This window comes from Streptococcus oralis SK610 (genome assembly GCF_000257455.1).
GTDB classification, from domain to species: Bacteria; Bacillota; Bacilli; order Lactobacillales; family Streptococcaceae; genus Streptococcus; species Streptococcus oralis_CB.
The window spans coordinates 91,713-109,653 of the sequence record NZ_AJKQ01000019.1 but is presented as its reverse complement, the minus strand read 5'-3'; the positions used below and the strand labels follow the sequence as shown (position 1 = coordinate 109,653).

Below are 17,941 nucleotides of genomic sequence, written 5' to 3'. Positions count from 1 at the left end.
ACAGCTTGAATGATAGGTCTTTTTTTATCAAAATGGAATGGTATTTAGTAAATAGGAATGGGAAAAAACTGAAAATTATGATATAATAGAACGAAAAGACCTTTTTAGTAAATTTTGAAAGAGTAAAACATGAGAAAAATTGTCATCAATGGTGGACGTCCATTGCAAGGTGAGATCACCATTAGTGGTGCTAAAAATAGTGTTGTAGCGCTTATTCCAGCTATTATCTTATCAGATGATATTGTCACTTTAGATTGTGTTCCAGATATTTCAGACGTTGCTAGTCTTGTCGAAATCATGGAAATCATGGGGGCATCTGTTAAGCGTTATGACGATGTCTTGGAGATTGATCCAAGAGGTGTTCAAAACATTCCAATGCCTTATGGCAAAATTAATAGCTTGCGTGCTTCTTATTATTTCTACGGAAGTCTTTTAGGTCGCTTTGGTGAAGCTACAGTTGGACTTCCTGGTGGATGTGATCTGGGACCTCGTCCGATTGACCTTCACTTAAAAGCCTTTGAAGCCATGGGTGCTAAGGTCAGCTATGAGGGAGATAATATGAATTTATCTGCCCAAGGTAAGGGGCTTCATGGCGCAAGTATTTACATGGATACCGTCAGCGTTGGAGCAACTATTAACACCATGATTGCTGCGGTTAAAGCTAAGGGACGTACTGTCATTGAAAATGCGGCTCGTGAACCGGAAATTATCGATGTTGCTACCCTTTTGAACAACATGGGGGCCCATATTCGTGGTGCAGGGACTGATATTATCATTATTGATGGTGTCGAGAAACTACATGGGACTCGTCACCAAGTAATTCCAGATCGTATCGAAGCTGGAACTTATATTTCACTTGCTGCAGCGGTAGGAAAAGGAATTCGCATTAACAACGTTCTCTATGAACATTTAGAAGGCTTTATCGCCAAACTAGAGGAAATGGGCGTTCGTATGACGGTCTCAGAAGACAGTATCTTCGTTGAAGAACAGTCTGGTTTAAAGGCCATCAATATCAAAACTGCACCCTATCCAGGGTTCGCAACCGATTTGCAACAGCCTATCACGCCACTTTTACTAACTGCGCAAGGTCGTGGAACGATTATTGATACGATTTATGAGAAACGTGTCAATCATGTCTTTGAGTTAGCAAAAATGGATGCGGATATTACGACTACAAACGATCACATTATTTACAACGGTGGTCGTAACTTACACGGGGCAAGTGTAAAAGCTACAGACTTGCGAGCTGGTGCTGCACTTGTCATCGCCGGCTTGATGGCTCAAGGCCAGACTGAAATTACAAATATTGAGTTTATCCTTCGTGGCTACTCAGATATTATTGAAAAATTGCGTAGTCTTGGAGCGGATATTACACTCGTTGAAGACTAAGCCGTTGAGGTGATTATGAATATTTGGACCAAATTAGCAATGTTTTCTTTTTTTGAAACGGAGCGCTTGTATTTGCGTCCTTTCTTTTTTAGTGACAGTTATGCGTTTTTCGAGATTGCTTCAAACCCTGAGAATTTACAGTTTATTTTTCCAAGTCAAGCAAGTTTGGAAGAAAGTCAGTACGCACTTGCTAACTATTTTATGAAGAACCCTCTAGGGGTTTGGGCAATTTGTCTCCAAGGAAATCAGGAAATGATTGGCTCCATTAAATTTGAAAAGATTGATGAAATCAAAAAAGAAGCAGAAATTGGTTACTTCTTAAAAAAGGATTCTTGGGCACAAGGTTTTATGACAGAAGTGGTTACCAAGCTATGTCAGCTTTCATTTGAAGAATTTGGTTTAAAACAATTATCCATCATCACTCATTTGGAAAATCAAGCTAGTCAAAAAGTAGCCTTAAAATCGGGCTTTAGCCTCGTCCGACAGTTTAAGGGGAGCGATCGCTATACACGAAAAATGAGGGACTATCTTGAATTTCGATACATAAAAGGAGAATTCAATGAGTAAACACCAGGAAATTTTGTCCTATCTGGAAGAGTTGCCAATTGGGAAGAGAGTTAGTGTTCGCAGTATTTCCAATCACCTAGGTGTTAGTGACGGAACAGCCTACCGAGCTATCAAAGAAGCTGAAAATCGGGGAATTGTTGAAACTCGGCCACGTAGTGGAACCATACGGGTCAAGTCCCAGAAAGTGGCTATTGAGCGGCTAACCTATGCTGAAATTGCTGAAGTTACCTCCTCTGAAGTTTTAGCTGGTCAGGAAGGGTTGGAGAGAGAGTTTAGCAAATTCTCCATTGGGGCTATGACAGAGCAAAATATCTTGTCCTATCTCCATGATGGAGGCCTTTTGATTGTGGGTGACCGTACTCGAATTCAACTTTTAGCTCTAGAAAATGAAAATGCGGTCCTTGTGACAGGAGGTTTCCATGTCCAAGATGATGTATTGACTCTAGCCAATAAAAAAGGTATCCCAGTTCTGAGAAGTAAGCATGATACTTTTACAGTCGCAACCATGATTAACAAAGCTCTCTCAAATGTTCAAATCAAAACCGATATTCTGACAGTTGAGAAGCTCTATCGTCCCAGTCATGAGTATGGTTTTTTAAGAGAAACGGATACAGTCAAAGACTATCTAGACTTGGTCCGTAAGAACAGAAGTAGCCGTTTCCCAGTCATTAACCAACATCAAGTGGTTGTCGGGGTTGTTACTATGCGTGACGCAGGAGATAAATCCCCCAGCACAACGATTGACAAGGTGATGACGCGAAGTATCTTCGTAACAGGTTTAGCGACCAATATTGCCAATGTCAGTCAACGAATGATTGCAGAAGACTTTGAGATGGTTCCCGTTGTCAGAAGTAACCAAACTTTACTCGGTGTCGTAACACGACGAGATGTCATGGAAAAGATGAGCCGTTCTCAGGTTTCAGCTTTGCCAACTTTCTCCGAGCAAATCGGGCAAAAACTCTCTTATCATCATGATGAAGTCGTCATTACTGTTGAGCCCTTCATGTTGGAGAAAAATGGTGTCCTTGCTAATGGAGTTTTGGCTGAAATCCTCAACCATATGACCCAAGACCTCGTTGTCAATAGCGGACGTAATCTCATCATAGAGCAGATGTTGATTTATTTCTTGCAGGCTGTTCAGATTGATGATACTCTGCGAATTCAGGCTCGCATTATTCATCACACAAGACGCTCAGCTATTATTGATTATGATATTTATCATGGTCATCAGATTGTATCAAAAGCAAATGTTACAGTGAAAATCAATTAGAATCTAGGAGAAAAAATGATAACTTTAAAATCAGCACGTGAAATCGAAGCCATGGACAAGGCTGGTGATTTCCTAGCAAGTATCCATATCGGCTTACGTGATTTGATTAAGCCAGGCGTCGATATGTGGGAAGTTGAAGAGTACGTTCGTCGTCGTTGTAAAGAGGAAAATTTCCTTCCTCTACAGATTGGAGTAGATGGTGCAGTCATGGATTACCCCTATGCCACTTGTTGCTCTCTCAACGACGAAGTAGCTCACGCTTTTCCACGTCATTACATCTTGAAAGATGGCGATTTGCTCAAGGTTGATATGGTACTGGGAGGTCCGATTGCCAAATCCGACCTTAATGTATCTAAACTCAACTTCAACAATGTTGAGCAAATGAAAAAATACACCCAAAGTTATACTGGTGGTTTAGCAGACTCATGTTGGGCTTATGCGGTTGGTACACCGTCTGAAGAAGTGAAAAACCTGATGGACGTGACCAAGGAAGCTATGTATAAAGGAATTGAGCAAGCAGTTGTTGGCAATCGTATCGGTGATATCGGTGCAGCCATTCAAGAATACGCTGAAAGTCGCGGTTATGGTGTCGTTCGTGATTTGGTTGGTCATGGTGTTGGTCCAACTATGCACGAAGAGCCAATGGTTCCTAACTACGGTATTGCAGGCCGTGGACTCCGTCTCCGTGAAGGAATGGTACTAACCATTGAACCCATGATCAATACTGGGGATTGGGAAATTGATACAGATATGAAGACTGGCTGGGCTCATAAGACTATAGATGGCGGCCTGTCTTGCCAATATGAACACCAGTTCGTGATTACCAAAGACGGTCCAGTTATCTTGACTAGCCAAGGCGAAGAAGGAACGTATTAAAAAAAGGAGCTTAGCTCCTTTTTTTGTGTCAAATTTTATCAAAATAAATAAGCGTAGCAGACTTCTTACAAATTTATTCTTTTGTAGTAAAATAGGATTAGAATTTTGAGAAAGTAGGTAATTCGTTGGAGTCGATTATATTTCTAGTATCTGTTTTTTTTGCAGGTATCCTGTCCTTCTTTTCACCCTGCATCTTTCCTTTGCTACCTGTCTATGCTGGTATTTTACTGGATGATCAGGGAAATTCGAAAAGCTTTCGCTTTTTTGGAAGAGACGTTGCATGGTCAGGCTTAATTCGGACCTTGTGCTTTATTGCAGGAATCTCCCTCATTTTCTTTATTTTAGGATTTGGAGCTGGATTCCTAGGGCACATGCTCTATGCAGACTGGTTTCGTTATGCTATGGGCATAGTCATTATTCTTTTAGGGCTTCACCAGATGGAAATCTTGCATTTCAATAAACTGGAGGTTCAAAAGACAATCACCTTCAAACAATCCAAGTCTAATCACTATCTGTCAGCCTTTTTACTTGGGATAACCTTTAGTTTTGGTTGGACCCCTTGTATCGGACCAGTCTTAAGTTCAGTATTGGCCCTAGCAGCTTCAGGTGGCAGTGGTGCTTGGCAAGGAGCCTTACTAACCTTAGTTTACACATTGGGAATGGCCCTTCCTTTCATTGTTTTGGCCTTGGCTTCGGGCTGGATTATGCCCTATTTTAGTAAATTAAAACCCCATATGATCCTACTAAAAAAAATCGGGGGAGCTTTGATTGTTTTGATGGGATTATTATTAATGCTAGGGCAATTAAATGCCTTGTCAGGAATTCTTGGATAATTGGATAAAAGGAGAAAAAATGAAAAAAGTTATTTTTGCTGGATTGAGCCTCATGTCTCTATTCTTGTTGATTGCCTGTGGTGAAAAAGAAACCAAACAGACAAGCAGTCCAAAACAACCTGCAGTACAACAAATCGCAGTTGGTAAGGATGCGCCAGACTTCACCTTGCAGTCTATGGATGGTAAAGAAGTGAAGTTATCAGACTATAAAGGGAAAAAGGTCTATTTGAAATTCTGGGCCTCTTGGTGCGGACCATGTAAAAAAAGCATGCCTGAGCTGATGGAATTAGCTGCCAAACAAGATCGAGACTTTGAAATATTGAGTGTCATTGCACCAGGTCTACAAGGTGAAAAAACAGTTCAAGACTTTCCAAAATGGTATCAAGAACAAGGATACAAGGATATTCCAGTTCTATATGATACGCAAGCAACTACCTTCCAAGCCTACCAAATTCGTAGTATTCCAACGGAATACTTGATTGACAGTCAGGGTAAAATCGGAAAAATCCAATTTGGTGCTATTAGCAACGCTGATGCAGAAGCGGCTTTTAAAGAAATGAAATAAAGAAAAAATCGCGATTATTCGCGATTTTTTATAGTTTTTCATTGATAAAGCGGATAAATTGATTCCACCAAACCTTCAAAAAGAAGGCTTTTTCAACTTTCTTTTCAGAAACCATTTCAAAAGATGGTTTGTCAGAAGTGAGATAGCCCTGGCCGACCAAATCCTGGTCATCATAGGTTAGAGTACCAACAACCTTGCCTTCTTCCAATGGAGCCATTTCTGATGTTGATTTCGGTGTGAATTGGAGAGCTGGTGTAGTACCGCTACCGATGCGTTGGACGATGGAAATGTCTGACTTAGCGACAGCTGTCACATTATCTTCTTTACCATCCAGAACTGTTACTTTACTATCGTTGTATGCTTCACCTTTCTGAACGACGGTTTTTAAGGCAAAGTTTGCAGAAATATAATCTAAAAGTGCTGAAGTAGCAGTAAAACGTGCATAAGGGTTGGTATCTTGTTGATCTGCATTCAAAACAACCGTAATAATACGCATCCCTTTCTCAACAGTTGTTCCCACGAATGAAGCACCAGCTTTATCAGTAGTACCTGTCTTTAGTCCATCAATACCACCACGATAGGCTGGCATTCCCTCCAACATATAGTTGGTTGAGTGGATTTCAAGTCCTGCAAAGGTAGAAGTTGGCTTTTTGGTGATTTCCAAAACTTGAGGATAATCTCGGATGAGGTTACGAGCGACGATTGCAACATCGTAGGCACTCAACTTGTTTTCATCGTCTTTTTTAGAACCAGGATAGATATTATCGCCAAGGGTCTCATTATTTAAACCAGTTGTGTTTACAATAGTTGCATCTTGAATTCCCCATTCAAGAAGTTTAGCCCTCATTTTGTCTACAAAGTCTTTCTCAGAACCAGCAATCTTTTCTGCTAGCGCAATCGCAGCACTGTTCGCGCTGGATACCATTGTAGCCTCTAATAGTTGTTCAACAGTATAATTTCGAGCTTCCATAGGGACGTTACTCGCCTCAGAATTAGTTGTAAGTTTGTAAGGATAGTCCGAAATATCAACAGGTGTAGATAGGCCGATAGTTCCTTGTTCCAAAGCTTCATAGACCAAATAAACTGTAACCAGTTTGGTAATAGAAGCAATTTCTACAGGCTGATTTGCATCTTTTTCATAGAGGATTTTTCCAGTTGTAGCCTCGACAGCAATGGCATGTTTAGCAGCAACATCAAACTCCTGAGCAGAAACAGTAGAAGCTGTTCCAAAAACTAAAAGTGTTATAAAAGATAGAATTATTTTTTTCATATTAGCTTTATTTTATCATAAAGAAAAAAAATATTCTCGCTTTTTTACTAAAGCCATCTTATCTTTTTCAGAAATATGGTAAAATAGAGGGAAGGAGGATACCTATGTTCCGTAGAAACAAATTATTTTTTTGGACAGCTGAAATTTTATTATTAACACTGATTTTCTATCTTTGGAGGGAAATGGGAGCTATCATTACTCCCTTCGTGACGGTTGTGAATACCATCATGATTCCATTTTTGCTTGGTGGATTTTTTTACTACATTACAAATCCAGTCGTTACTTTCTTAGAAAAGAGATGTAAAATCAATCGTCTAATTGGTGTCTTGGTCACTCTTTGTGCCTTAATTGGTGCTATCGTTGTAGGGGTCGTTTATCTCTTGCCGATTTTGATTAATCAGTTGACCAGCTTGATTATTTCTAGTCAAAACATCTATAGTAGACTACAAGATTTGATCATCGATTTGTCCATGAATCCAGTCTTCCAAAATATTGATATTCAACAAACCATTCAACAACTGAATCTCTCCTATGTGGATATCCTCCAGAATATCCTGAATAGCGTCAGCAATAGTTTAGGAAGCGTTCTTTCAGCCTTGTTTAGTACAGTTCTGATTCTCATTATGACCCCTGTATTCTTGATTTATTTCTTGTTGGATGGTCATAAGTTGCTACCAATGTTGGAACGTACCGTCTTAAAACATGACAAATTGAATCTTTCTAGCCTTTTAACCAATCTTAATACAACCATAGCACGTTATATCAGTGGAATTGCGATTGATGCGGTTATTATTGGATGTTTAGCCTATATTGGCTATAGCGTTATCGGGTTAAAGTACGCCCTAGTTTTTGCTATTTTCTCTGGAATCGCAAATTTGATTCCTTATGTTGGTCCAAGTATTGGCTTGATTCCAATGGTGATTGCCAATGTGTTCACAGATCCTCATCGTATGTTGATTGCGGTTGCTTATATGCTTATTATTCAACAGATTGATGGGAATGTTCTCTATCCACGTATCGTTGGAGGAGTTATGAAAGTGCATCCGATTACGATTTTGGTGCTCCTCTTACTGTCAAGTAATATCTACGGTGTCATAGGGATGGTCGTAGCAGTACCTACTTACTCCATTTTTAAAGAAATTACTAAGTTCCTAGCGAAATTATATGAAAACCATAAAGAAGCTCATAAAGAAGCTAAGGAATTGGAAAAAACAGAATCAAATTAAAATCAGGGAAACCTGATTTTTTTGATGAAAATACTATCTCCAAACAAAAAGAAGTTTGAATTTATATTGCCATAAAGAAGCAGAAGAACAGGATTTGATAAGATTTAGATTAATTCACAAAATATGTGTAAAACACTTGCAATTTAGCAGAAATTTGATAAAATAGTAAGGAAAGTTAGACTGTATTGCCTACTGTCTATCTATAAAATATATTTTATTGGAGGCTTTTACTCAAATGGCAAAAGAAAAATACGATCGTAGTAAACCACACGTTAACATTGGTACTATCGGACACGTTGACCACGGTAAAACTACTTTGACTGCAGCTATCACAACTGTATTGGCACGTCGCTTGCCTTCAGCAGTTAACCAACCTAAAGACTATGCGTCTATCGATGCTGCTCCAGAAGAACGCGAACGCGGTATCACTATCAACACTGCGCACGTTGAGTACGAAACTGAAAAACGTCACTACGCTCACATCGATGCTCCAGGACACGCGGACTACGTTAAAAACATGATCACTGGTGCCGCTCAAATGGACGGAGCTATCCTTGTAGTAGCTTCAACTGACGGACCAATGCCACAAACTCGTGAGCACATCCTTCTTTCACGTCAGGTTGGTGTTAAACACCTTATCGTCTTCATGAACAAAATTGACTTGGTAGACGACGAAGAATTGCTTGAATTGGTTGAAATGGAAATCCGTGACCTCTTGTCAGAATACGACTTCCCAGGTGACGATCTTCCAGTTATCCAAGGTTCAGCTCTTAAAGCTCTTGAAGGTGACTCTAAATACGAAGACATCATCATGGAATTGATGAACACTGTTGATGAGTACATCCCAGAACCAGAACGTGACACTGAAAAACCATTGCTTCTTCCAGTCGAAGACGTATTCTCAATCACTGGACGTGGTACAGTTGCTTCAGGACGTATCGACCGTGGTACTGTTCGTGTCAACGACGAAATCGAAATCGTTGGTATCAAAGAAGAAACTCAAAAAGCAGTTGTTACTGGTGTTGAAATGTTCCGTAAACAACTTGACGAAGGTCTTGCTGGAGATAACGTAGGTGTCCTTCTTCGTGGTGTTCAACGTGATGAAATCGAACGTGGACAAGTTATCGCTAAACCAGGTTCAATCAACCCACACACTAAATTTAAAGGTGAAGTCTACATCCTTACTAAAGAAGAAGGTGGACGTCATACTCCATTCTTCAACAACTACCGTCCACAATTCTACTTCCGTACTACTGACGTTACAGGTTCAATCGAACTTCCTGCAGGTACTGAAATGGTAATGCCTGGTGATAACGTGACTATCGACGTTGAGTTGATCCACCCAATCGCCGTAGAACAAGGTACTACATTCTCTATCCGTGAGGGTGGACGTACTGTTGGTTCAGGTATGGTTACAGAAATCGAAGCTTAATTCGATTAAGTTCCCAGAAGAACAATTATTTAAGTCAGACACTAAAAGAATCTTGCCTTGCAAGGTTCTTTTTTCTTCTTCTATTTGAAGTGCTTCTACTCTAGCAGTATAATCGTTTTTTTGGTATAATAAAAGTTATGGAAATCGAAAAAACCAATCGTATGAACGCCCTTTTTGAATTTTATGCGGCGCTTTTGACAGACAAGCAGATGAACTATATAGAACTCTATTATGCTGATGATTATAGTCTTGCTGAGATTGCTGAAGAGTTCGGTGTCAGTCGTCAGGCTGTCTATGATAATATCAAGCGGACGGAAAAAATTCTAGAAGATTATGAGATGAAACTGCACATGTATTCGGACTACATTGTCCGCAGTCAGATTTTTGACCAGATCTTGGAGCGTTATCCCAAGGATGACTTTCTGCAGGAGCAGATAGAAGTTTTAACAAGCATTGATAATAGAGAATAAGAGGAAGAAAAATGGCATTTGAAAGTTTAACAGAACGTTTACAGAACGTCTTTAAAAATTTACGTAAAAAAGGAAAAATATCTGAGGCTGATGTCCAAGAAGCAACCAAAGAGATTCGTTTGGCCTTGCTTGAAGCCGACGTTGCTTTGCCTGTTGTAAAGGACTTTATCAAGAAGGTTCGTGAACGTGCAGTCGGACACGAGGTCATTGAAACCCTCAATCCTGCCCAACAGATTATCAAAATCGTTGATGAGGAACTGACAGCCGTTTTAGGTTCTGATACGGCAGAGATTATCAAGTCACCTAAAATTCCTACGATTATCATGATGGTCGGTTTGCAAGGGGCTGGTAAAACGACCTTTGCTGGTAAGCTGGCTAATAAACTCAAGAAGGAAGAAAATGCTCGTCCTTTGATGATTGCGGCGGATATTTATCGTCCAGCAGCCATCGATCAGCTGAAAACACTTGGACAGCAGATTGATGTTCCAGTTTTTGCACTTGGAACAGAAGTGCCGGCTGTTGAGATTGTTCGCCAAGGTTTGGCGCAAGCTCAAGCCAATCACAACGACTATGTCTTGATTGATACGGCAGGGCGTTTACAAATCGATGAACTTCTCATGAATGAGCTTCGTGATGTTAAAGCACTGGCTCAACCAAATGAAATTCTACTCGTCATTGATGCCATGATTGGTCAAGAAGCAGCTAATGTTGCTCGTGAATTCAATGCTCAGTTGGAAGTAACTGGTGTCATCCTTACCAAGATTGATGGGGACACACGTGGTGGTGCGGCTCTATCTGTTCGTCATATCACTGGTAAACCAATTAAGTTCACTGGTACGGGTGAAAAGATTACAGATATCGAAACCTTCCACCCAGATCGTATGTCAAGCCGTATCCTTGGTATGGGGGATATGCTGACCTTGATCGAGAAAGCTTCTCAGGAATACGATGAGCAAAAAGCCCTTGAAATGGCTGAGAAGATGCGTGAAAACACCTTTGATTTCAATGATTTCATCGATCAATTGGATCAGGTGCAAAATATGGGGCCAATGGAAGACTTACTTAAGATGATTCCAGGTATGGCTAACAATCCGGCCCTTCAAAATATGAAGGTAGATGAGCGCCAAATTGCGCGCAAACGTGCCATTGTGTCTTCCATGACACCTGAGGAGCGTGAAAATCCTGATTTGTTAAATCCAAGTCGTCGCCGCCGTATCGCTGCAGGTTCTGGTAATACCTTTGTTGAAGTCAATAAATTTATCAAGGACTTTAACCAGGCCAAACAGCTCATGCAAGGTGTCATGTCTGGGGATATGAACAAGATGATGAAACAAATGGGAATCAATCCCAATAACCTTCCAAAAAATATGCCAAATATGGGAGGGATGGATATGTCTGCCCTTGAAGGCATGATGGGACAAGGTGGAATGCCGGATATGTCAGGTCTCGGAGGAGCAGGCATGCCAGATATGAGCCAGATGTTTGGTGGCGGACTCAAAGGTAAAATCGGTGAATTTGCTATGAAACAGTCTATGAAACGCATGGCCAACAAAATGAAAAAAGCTAAGAAGAAGAGGAAATAAGAAAAAGGAAAGCAGAAGAGCTTTCCTTTTTTAATATAAAATAAGAGCTTTCCATGATCATGTAATCTTTTCCCAATCGAAACATTTACTAAATAGAAAGAGTAATCTCAAATCCTTGCATCCATTCGGATTTTACTGTGATTTCGATTTTTAAAGCATCTGCTAATTGTTTGACCAGATAGAGACCCATGCCTGTTGATTTTTTCCTTGTCTCACCTGAATCACCTGTAAAACCTTTCTCAAAGATATGAGGGAAGTCACAAGCTTTAACTCCGCAGCCATTATCCCTAATAATAAGACTTGTACGTCCCTTGTCTTTTGACATAGAAATCTTGAGTTCTGGCTTATCAGAGCTATATTTAAGGGAGTTAGCTAGTATTTGAGACAGGATAAATTCAAAACTGCGTTGATCGGTGTAGCAGATTCCTTGTATGTTTTCTACCTTAATCGTAAATTTCTTTTCTTTGAGCAAGGGATCAAAGTTTTCCAAAAGTTCCTGAATACACTCTTCGAGGTCGACATCTTCAAATAGAAAATCATTTTTTTCACTTTTAACCCTGTAATAGAATAGTATCTGTGATACATTTCCTTGGATTTGATTTTTTACATAATCCAACTTAAAAGCTGTATCCTTCGGCAGCTGGTCACTTTGGTTGTCCAAAAGGAGGGAAAGAAGCGATAGAGGAAGTTTGATTTCATGAGCCCACTTTTCAACATAGTCCTCATAGTCGGCTAGTAATGAATTGAGCTTTCCTATTTCCGCCTGTCTTTGGTAGAGCGCATTTGCGATTTCCTCGATGCTTTCTTTCTCTGAGACAGTTGATAAACGCAATAATTCCAGCTCCGTATCTATCTTAGGATTGGCTATGAAGGCTTTATAAGCAGCTGATTTTTTCCTTTCTTTTCTTATAAGTAGGAGTGATAGGATAAAAAAGAGTAGGACTGTAGCTAAAAGATAGAGCAGGATGAGAGCTTGAAACATCCTCACGTCTGAAAGCCAAAGCAGAATCGCTGTGAATAGATCAAATACTAAAAGAACAAGTAACCAGGGCAGGTAAGTAGCTAGATATTTAAGATTCTGTTTCATCTGGACTTACCTCTTCTAGCTTGTAACCAATACCTCTGACGGACTTGACTTGAAGGGCAATGCCAGCCTGTTTCATCACCTTTTTGAGCCTTGCAATATTTACTTGAAGAGCATTTTCATCGATGAACTCAGTTGTGTTCCATAGTTTCATACTTAGTTCTTCTTTTGTGACGACAGGAGCATTAGTAACCAATAAGGTTTCTAACAATTTCCCTTGATTTTGGGGGAGTATAATCGAGTGTCCGTTGATATAAAGGGTATAGGTTTGTTTATCCAGCAGAAAATTATCTTTTTCAAGTAGATTTTGTCTGCCTTCATAGCGTTTCAGGATATTTTCTATACGTGCCAAAAATCTTTCTTTCTTGAAAGGCTTTGTTAGATACTCATCTGCCCCTAATTTCAGGGCGTAAATCTCATCTTTTAGTTGTTCACGGGAGGTGAGAACCAATATGGGCACAGAGCGTTTTGACTTGAGATTTTTACAAATTTGAAAGCCAGTTTCTCCTGGTAAATTCAAATCCAGTATGATTAGATCTGTATCGTATTGAAGCACTTGTTGGCTCGTATCTTTGAAGTCAGTCAACTTATCAACTTGATAACCCGCTTTCTCTAACAAGATGATAATTTCATCTCGAATCAAGGCTTCATCTTCAATAACCAGAATATGCTTCATATCGGTTCCTCCTTTTCCTATTTTATTCTACCTTATTCATCTCTTTTGGGTTCCATTAATGACAATAAGTACTTGTTGCTATTTTTCTTTACAATTCTGATATAGATGACTTCAAATCCAGCTAAGAGCAGTACTATCAGCATGGCTGTGATAAATTTCTGCCCCATGACCATTCTTGCGCTAGCGGGTACTATTCCTGTGAGGAGGGAGCTCACTCCGAAGCTACTACTGATAAGTGCAAGGGCTATTGTCAGACCGAAATACCAGTTGATTTGTTTTTCTGACGATTTACAAAGAGTTTCGTAGTTGGCGCCAAGATGAATTAAGGTTTGGTATCGTCTGTAGGATTGTCTTTGTCCCATCAAAAATTGCACGCCAATGATTGTATTTGCCACGACAAGGAAGATGATTGCCAGATAAATGGTAATATAGCTGGCAGAGATAATATAAAATAATTGTCTTCCCATATTTTGTATATAGCTTTCATAACCAAGAGAGGTTTGATTTAGCTTTTCATTGGTATCTGAGATAGCTCTCATCAGGCCTTTTTCCTTGACCAGCTCAGGAGCTAGGATGCCACTGACATAGTTTGAGTATTTACTGTCAGTATAGCTCATAAAGACTTCATCTGGGACTATGAGGGCCACAGAGAGGGTGATTTCACGATCGGTTACAATCGGTAAAGACTGTACTGCGCCAATCAATTTTATATCATTTCCCATGACGTTGATTTGAGGCTTCGTCTTCAGAACAGAGTTGACGAGATTCTCATCTGGGAGAAAATCTTTCCCCATATACAAGTAGGCTTCCTTACTAGTTAATTCTAAAGGTGGGAGATTGGCAGCTTTTCTAAGTTCATTGTATTCGGAAACTGGTATGAGGTGGGAAGTAGTAGACTGTTTAAATCTTTGGAGCAAAATTTCCTTGTTTTTACTGTCTCTTTGCTCTTTTAATACCTTGATAAACTGTTCAAAGGCCACGGACTCGTTTTCTTTTGGTTTCCCGACTTTGATTTGCAGAATCTTTGAGAACTGTGATGCTAGTCCTGCTGCTTCAAGCTCTTTTTTAACTGTATTCACATCAAGATTTTCATCTGATTCCTGCTTGCTATCTCTAAATGTATAATCTAAGACATGAGCCTGATTACCAGAATTGCCGCTTGCAATGGCAACACCTGCTCCAAAGAGGCATAAGGCAGAGAAGATTAAGAGCGAGCAGATGGCCAGTATAGTTGAGCGCTGGATAACTAATTCCTGAATCTGTCTAAAATTATAGGCATGAAGTTTTCGATTGTTTCCAAGCTTGACCAAAAAGTCTATAAATAAACGCATACCAAAGAAGAGTAGGATAGTTCCCAGAGTTCCTAAGAGAACGGTGATGCCCATTGTTATGACACTCTCCCAAGCTCGTCCACTAATCCCCATGTAATAGGCTGTTCCAAGAAGTAAAATTCCGAGGACGGAAGCAAGAAGGTACACACCCTTGGGGAGTAGTTTCTTCATTCCAGAGGGTGAATAGGCAAGTAGGTTTCCGATTTCCATATTGGCCGTCTTTGCACTTAAAAGTACAAAAACAGCTAATTTTACTGCTAGGAAGCCGATGACTGTATAGAGTAGAGCTGTGGTAGATAGAGAAAATTGATGTTCAATAATCCCTAGTCCCACAATTTTAGCGGTTATTAGGCTGATTAGTTCTGAAATCAAGATAGAAATTGGAAGGCCTATTCCAAGTGCAAGGACACTGTTTCTCAAATCCTCGAGCAGGAGTAGCAAGAACAGTTTGCTTCTTCGCATTCCCAGTGTGAGATAGACACCAAATTCATGTTTTCTCCTTTCCATCTGCATACTGCTTGCGAAGTAGACTAGAAAAAAGAGAATAAAGAGCGTTGCTACATAAAGAATAGGAATCATGCTAAAGAGTTTGTTTACAGCGTCACTTTCTATTTGTTTTAGAAAGATTATCACATCTTGATGGGACAAAGAAAGGATGATGTAAAAGGAGATAATAGAAAGAACCATGGAACTGAAGTACAAGCCATTATTTTTTCGATCTCTCTTGCTATTTCTTGAGACTAATTTAGAAAACATTGCCATCACCTCCAGCTAGGGCTGCCATGACCTTTAGTATTCTGTGGGAGAAGTCTTCTTGACTTTCTCTTGGATAATCGCGACGGATTTCATGGAATAGTTTTCCGTCTTGGATAAACAAGATGCGGTTGCAAAAGCTGGCTGCGACGGAATCGTGGGTCACCATGAGAATGGTGGTTTCTTCCACTTGATTCATTTCGGATAATTTTTGCATCAAAATGGTCGCATTTTTTGAATCCAAAGCCCCTGTGGGCTCGTCTGCAAATACAATCTTAGGGTCTAAAATTAAGGCGCGCGCAGCAGCTACCCTTTGCCGTTGACCACCTGATAATTGAGAAGGGAACTTATCCAGAAGTTCAGAAATATCCAGATATTGGGAAAGTAATTCTAACCGAACCTTGCTTTCGTCGGCATCGACCTTGTGTAAAGACAAGGGGAGTAAAATATTTTCTTTGGCTGTAAGATTGTCCAAAAGCTCAAAATTTTGAAAGAGGTAACCAATTTCCTTGCCACGATAATCAGCTAACTGGTTCCCTTTTAACTGACCTAAATCTTTTTCTTGCATTTGAATAGAGCCGTCAGTTGGCTTGATGATTGTGGCGAGACAGTTAAGAAGGGTTGTTTTCCCAGAACCGCTACTCCCCATAATTCCTAAGAACTCACCTTTTACAACTTGAAAAGATATGCCGTTCAAGGCTTTGGTGACATTGGGCTCTTTTCCATAATGCTTTTTTAATGATTCTACTCGTAAAATGGTTTCCATGTGAAACACCTCCATCTTTTGTTACTTTCATTATAATATGAATCAGAGTAGAATAACACTTACGGATGATGTAAGAAATCTTTATCATTAGGTTATTGGATCTATACTTACTATATTATAGCATGGTTTCAGGGATTTAAAAAGGGGTGTTGAGAGTCAAGAAATTTTCTTAATATTGAAATTATAAAAAATAATACTACTGTAGTCCATGCTCCAGCAGTATTATTTATTATTTTATAGAAAATTCTATTCCCACTCAACGGTTGCGGGTGGTTTACTTGTAATATCGTAGACGATACGGTTAACGTGGTCTACTTCGTTTACGATACGTACAGAAATCTTTTGAAGGACATCCCAAGGAATTTTGGCAAAGTCAGCTGTCATACCATCGATAGAAGTGATAGCGCGAATGGCAATGGTGTAGTCATATGTACGACCGTCACCCATAACACCTACTGAACGAACGCCTGTGTTGACAGTGAAATATTGCCAGATATCACGGTCAAGTCCAGCTTTGGCAATTTCTTCACGAAGGATTGCGTCTGACTCACGAACAGTTTCTAGTTTTTCTTCAGTGATTTCACCCATGACACGGATAGCGAGTCCTGGTCCTGGGAATGGTTGACGCCATACGATGTGGTCTGGCATACCAAGCTCTGTACCGAGGGCACGGACTTCGTCTTTATAAAGAGTGTTCAATGGTTCAATCAATTCAAATTGCATGTCTTCTGGAAGACCACCAACATTGTGGTGTGATTTGATGGTTTGAGCAGTATCTGTACCAGACTCAATCACGTCAGTGTAAAGCGTTCCTTGAGCAAGGAATTTTACATCTTTGAGCTTACTTGCTTCGTCATCGAAGACATAAACAAACTCATTACCGATGATTTTACGTTTTTGTTCAGGGTCAGAAACACCTGCAAGTTTATCAAGGAAGCGTTTTGCAGCATCTGCTTTGACGATATTCAAACCAAACTTACCACCAAGCATGTCCATAACTTGGTCAGCTTCTCCCTTACGGAGAAGACCGTGGTCTACAAAGATACAGATCAATTGATCACCGATTGCTTTTTGGAGAAGAACTCCAACAACAGAAGAGTCAACACCACCTGATAGGCCGAGAAGAACACGCTTGTCACCTACAGTTTCACGGATTTTCTTGATCTGCATATCGATGAAGTTGTCCATTGACCAGTCGCCTTTAGCCTGACAGATGTTAAGGGCAAAGTTGCGAAGGATATCATTCCCGTATACAGAATGGCGAACTTCTGGGTGAAATTGGATACCATAGATGTGCTTTTCAGGGTTTTCAATAGCTGCATAAGGACAGTCAGCAGAAGTACCAGTACGAACAAAATCAGCTGGAATCTCTGTTACAGCATCGCCATGGCTCATCAAAACAATCTGTTCTTCAGGAGTCCCTTCAAAGAGGGCAGAAGTGGTATGAGTAAGTGGTGATTGGCCATACTCTCGGTTACCAGCATCACTAGCAGGGACAACTTTTCCTCCAAGCTTGTGAGTCAAAAGCTGCATACCGTAGCAGATTCCTAAAATTGGAATACCCAATTCGAAAATTTCTGGATCAATATCAAACGAACCATCTTCGTATACAGAGTTTGGTCCACCAGAGAGGATGATCCCTACAGGGTTAATCGCACGAACCTCTGCGGCTGAGATTTTATGACTTTTTAACTCTGAAAAAACACCAATTTCACGAATACGGCGTGAAATTAGCTGGTTGTATTGGCTACCATAGTCCAGCACGATGATTTTTTCGACATCTTGCAAATCAGTTGAAATGTTGCTCATCTTTTTCCTTTCTCAAAAGAAATATCTTTTTCAATATTCTA

The 17,941-nt window shown here is 40.1% G+C and carries 16 protein-coding genes; 10 read left to right on the top strand and 6 right to left on the bottom strand.

Annotated features, from left to right (window positions below):
- Positions 1-129: 129 nt before the first annotated feature.
- The 6 genes from HMPREF1115_RS07625 to sdbB all read left to right on the top strand — a co-directional run bounded on the left by HMPREF1115_RS07625 (position 130) and on the right by sdbB (position 5,500).
- Complete coding sequence (locus HMPREF1115_RS07625) at positions 130-1,389, top strand: UDP-N-acetylglucosamine 1-carboxyvinyltransferase (RefSeq protein WP_001227102.1); 1,260 nt, start codon at positions 130-132, stop codon at positions 1,387-1,389.
- Positions 1,390-1,404: 15 nt separating this feature from the next.
- Positions 1,405-1,956, top strand: a complete 552-nt coding sequence (locus HMPREF1115_RS07620; protein ID WP_001028755.1) for a GNAT family N-acetyltransferase — start codon at positions 1,405-1,407, stop codon at positions 1,954-1,956.
- Positions 1,949-3,226, top strand: a complete 1,278-nt coding sequence (gene spxR, locus HMPREF1115_RS07615) for a CBS-HotDog domain-containing transcription factor SpxR (protein ID WP_000033812.1) — start codon at positions 1,949-1,951, stop codon at positions 3,224-3,226. Before HMPREF1115_RS07620 ends, spxR begins: the two co-directional genes overlap by 8 nt.
- A gap of 15 nt (positions 3,227-3,241) precedes the next feature.
- Complete coding sequence (locus tag HMPREF1115_RS07610; protein WP_000631558.1) at positions 3,242-4,102, top strand: methionyl aminopeptidase; 861 nt, start codon at positions 3,242-3,244, stop codon at positions 4,100-4,102.
- Between the two features lie 125 nt (positions 4,103-4,227).
- Positions 4,228-4,935, top strand: coding sequence for a thiol-disulfide oxidoreductase-associated membrane protein CcdA2 (ccdA2, locus tag HMPREF1115_RS07605; protein WP_000443806.1), 708 nt, complete (start codon positions 4,228-4,230; stop codon positions 4,933-4,935).
- Positions 4,936-4,954: 19 nt separating this feature from the next.
- Positions 4,955-5,500 (top strand): thiol-disulfide oxidoreductase-associated lipoprotein SdbB, encoded by a 546-nt coding sequence (gene sdbB, locus HMPREF1115_RS07600; protein ID WP_000755591.1) that lies wholly within the window; start codon positions 4,955-4,957, stop codon positions 5,498-5,500.
- Positions 5,501-5,528: 28 nt separating this feature from the next.
- On the opposite strand, the gene pbp3 is transcribed toward sdbB, so the two are convergent.
- Positions 5,529-6,770 (bottom strand): D-alanyl-D-alanine carboxypeptidase PBP3, encoded by a 1,242-nt coding sequence (pbp3, locus tag HMPREF1115_RS07595; protein ID WP_000720628.1) that lies wholly within the window; start codon positions 6,768-6,770, stop codon positions 5,529-5,531.
- Positions 6,771-6,874: 104 nt separating this feature from the next.
- On the opposite strand from pbp3, the gene HMPREF1115_RS07590 reads away from it, so the two are divergent.
- The 4 genes from HMPREF1115_RS07590 (at position 6,875) to ffh (ending at position 11,481) form a co-directional block, all read left to right on the top strand.
- Positions 6,875-7,996 carry an AI-2E family transporter gene (locus HMPREF1115_RS07590; protein ID WP_000489829.1) on the top strand — a complete coding sequence of 374 codons (1,122 nt, stop codon included), beginning with the start codon at positions 6,875-6,877 and terminating at the stop codon, positions 7,994-7,996.
- A gap of 235 nt (positions 7,997-8,231) precedes the next feature.
- The gene (gene tuf / locus HMPREF1115_RS07585; protein WP_001040720.1) at positions 8,232-9,428 is read left to right on the top strand and encodes an elongation factor Tu; all 1,197 of its coding nucleotides are present in this window, start codon (positions 8,232-8,234) and stop codon (positions 9,426-9,428) included.
- Between the two features lie 137 nt (positions 9,429-9,565).
- A complete protein-coding gene (locus HMPREF1115_RS07580; RefSeq protein WP_000402068.1) occupies positions 9,566-9,898 on the top strand; it encodes a putative DNA-binding protein in 333 nt (110 codons plus the stop codon).
- An 11-nt stretch (positions 9,899-9,909) separates the two neighbouring features.
- The gene (ffh, locus tag HMPREF1115_RS07575; RefSeq protein ID WP_000863615.1) at positions 9,910-11,481 is read left to right on the top strand and encodes a signal recognition particle protein; all 1,572 of its coding nucleotides are present in this window, start codon (positions 9,910-9,912) and stop codon (positions 11,479-11,481) included.
- Positions 11,482-11,569: 88 nt separating this feature from the next.
- Here ffh and HMPREF1115_RS07570 read toward each other — a convergent pair whose 3' ends face one another.
- The 5 genes from HMPREF1115_RS07570 to guaA all read right to left on the bottom strand — a co-directional run bounded on the left by HMPREF1115_RS07570 (position 11,570) and on the right by guaA (position 17,900).
- A complete protein-coding gene (locus HMPREF1115_RS07570; protein WP_000812626.1) occupies positions 11,570-12,568 on the bottom strand; it encodes a sensor histidine kinase in 999 nt (332 codons plus the stop codon).
- Positions 12,552-13,241, bottom strand: a complete 690-nt coding sequence (locus HMPREF1115_RS07565) for a response regulator transcription factor (protein WP_000680565.1) — start codon at positions 13,239-13,241, stop codon at positions 12,552-12,554. The genes HMPREF1115_RS07570 and HMPREF1115_RS07565 overlap by 17 nt, the downstream gene beginning before the upstream one ends.
- A 32-nt stretch (positions 13,242-13,273) precedes the next feature.
- Positions 13,274-15,328, bottom strand: a complete 2,055-nt coding sequence (locus tag HMPREF1115_RS07560; RefSeq protein ID WP_000491811.1) for an FtsX-like permease family protein — start codon at positions 15,326-15,328, stop codon at positions 13,274-13,276.
- The gene (locus HMPREF1115_RS07555) at positions 15,318-16,091 is read right to left on the bottom strand and encodes an ABC transporter ATP-binding protein (protein WP_000447870.1); all 774 of its coding nucleotides are present in this window, start codon (positions 16,089-16,091) and stop codon (positions 15,318-15,320) included. The genes HMPREF1115_RS07560 and HMPREF1115_RS07555 overlap by 11 nt, the downstream gene beginning before the upstream one ends.
- Before the next feature lie 246 nt (positions 16,092-16,337).
- Entirely contained in the window at positions 16,338-17,900 is a 1,563-nt protein-coding gene (guaA, locus tag HMPREF1115_RS07550; RefSeq protein ID WP_000065702.1) for a glutamine-hydrolyzing GMP synthase, read from the bottom strand.
- Positions 17,901-17,941: the final 41 nt, after the last annotated feature.

Excerpts from the sequence above, each read along its gene's own strand:
- sdbB (WP_000755591.1), top strand. The coding sequence starts at position 4,955 with ATGAAAAAAGTTATTTTTGCTGGATTGAGCCTCATGTCTCTATTCTTG.
- HMPREF1115_RS07625 (WP_001227102.1), top strand. The coding sequence starts at position 130 with ATGAGAAAAATTGTCATCAATGGTGGACGTCCATTGCAAGGTGAGATC.
- HMPREF1115_RS07590 (WP_000489829.1), top strand. The coding sequence starts at position 6,875 with ATGTTCCGTAGAAACAAATTATTTTTTTGGACAGCTGAAATTTTATTA.
- HMPREF1115_RS07610 (WP_000631558.1), top strand. The coding sequence starts at position 3,242 with ATGATAACTTTAAAATCAGCACGTGAAATCGAAGCCATGGACAAGGCT.
- spxR (WP_000033812.1), top strand. The coding sequence starts at position 1,949 with ATGAGTAAACACCAGGAAATTTTGTCCTATCTGGAAGAGTTGCCAATT.
- HMPREF1115_RS07555 (WP_000447870.1), bottom strand. The coding sequence starts at position 16,091 with ATGGAAACCATTTTACGAGTAGAATCATTAAAAAAGCATTATGGAAAA.
- HMPREF1115_RS07620 (WP_001028755.1), top strand. The coding sequence starts at position 1,405 with ATGAATATTTGGACCAAATTAGCAATGTTTTCTTTTTTTGAAACGGAG.
- HMPREF1115_RS07570 (WP_000812626.1), bottom strand. The coding sequence starts at position 12,568 with ATGAAACAGAATCTTAAATATCTAGCTACTTACCTGCCCTGGTTACTT.
- guaA (WP_000065702.1), bottom strand. The coding sequence starts at position 17,900 with ATGAGCAACATTTCAACTGATTTGCAAGATGTCGAAAAAATCATCGTG.
- HMPREF1115_RS07580 (WP_000402068.1), top strand. The coding sequence starts at position 9,566 with ATGGAAATCGAAAAAACCAATCGTATGAACGCCCTTTTTGAATTTTAT.
- pbp3 (WP_000720628.1), bottom strand. The coding sequence starts at position 6,770 with ATGAAAAAAATAATTCTATCTTTTATAACACTTTTAGTTTTTGGAACA.
- HMPREF1115_RS07565 (WP_000680565.1), bottom strand. The coding sequence starts at position 13,241 with ATGAAGCATATTCTGGTTATTGAAGATGAAGCCTTGATTCGAGATGAA.
- ffh (WP_000863615.1), top strand. The coding sequence starts at position 9,910 with ATGGCATTTGAAAGTTTAACAGAACGTTTACAGAACGTCTTTAAAAAT.
- HMPREF1115_RS07560 (WP_000491811.1), bottom strand. The coding sequence starts at position 15,328 with ATGTTTTCTAAATTAGTCTCAAGAAATAGCAAGAGAGATCGAAAAAAT.
- tuf (WP_001040720.1), top strand. The coding sequence starts at position 8,232 with ATGGCAAAAGAAAAATACGATCGTAGTAAACCACACGTTAACATTGGT.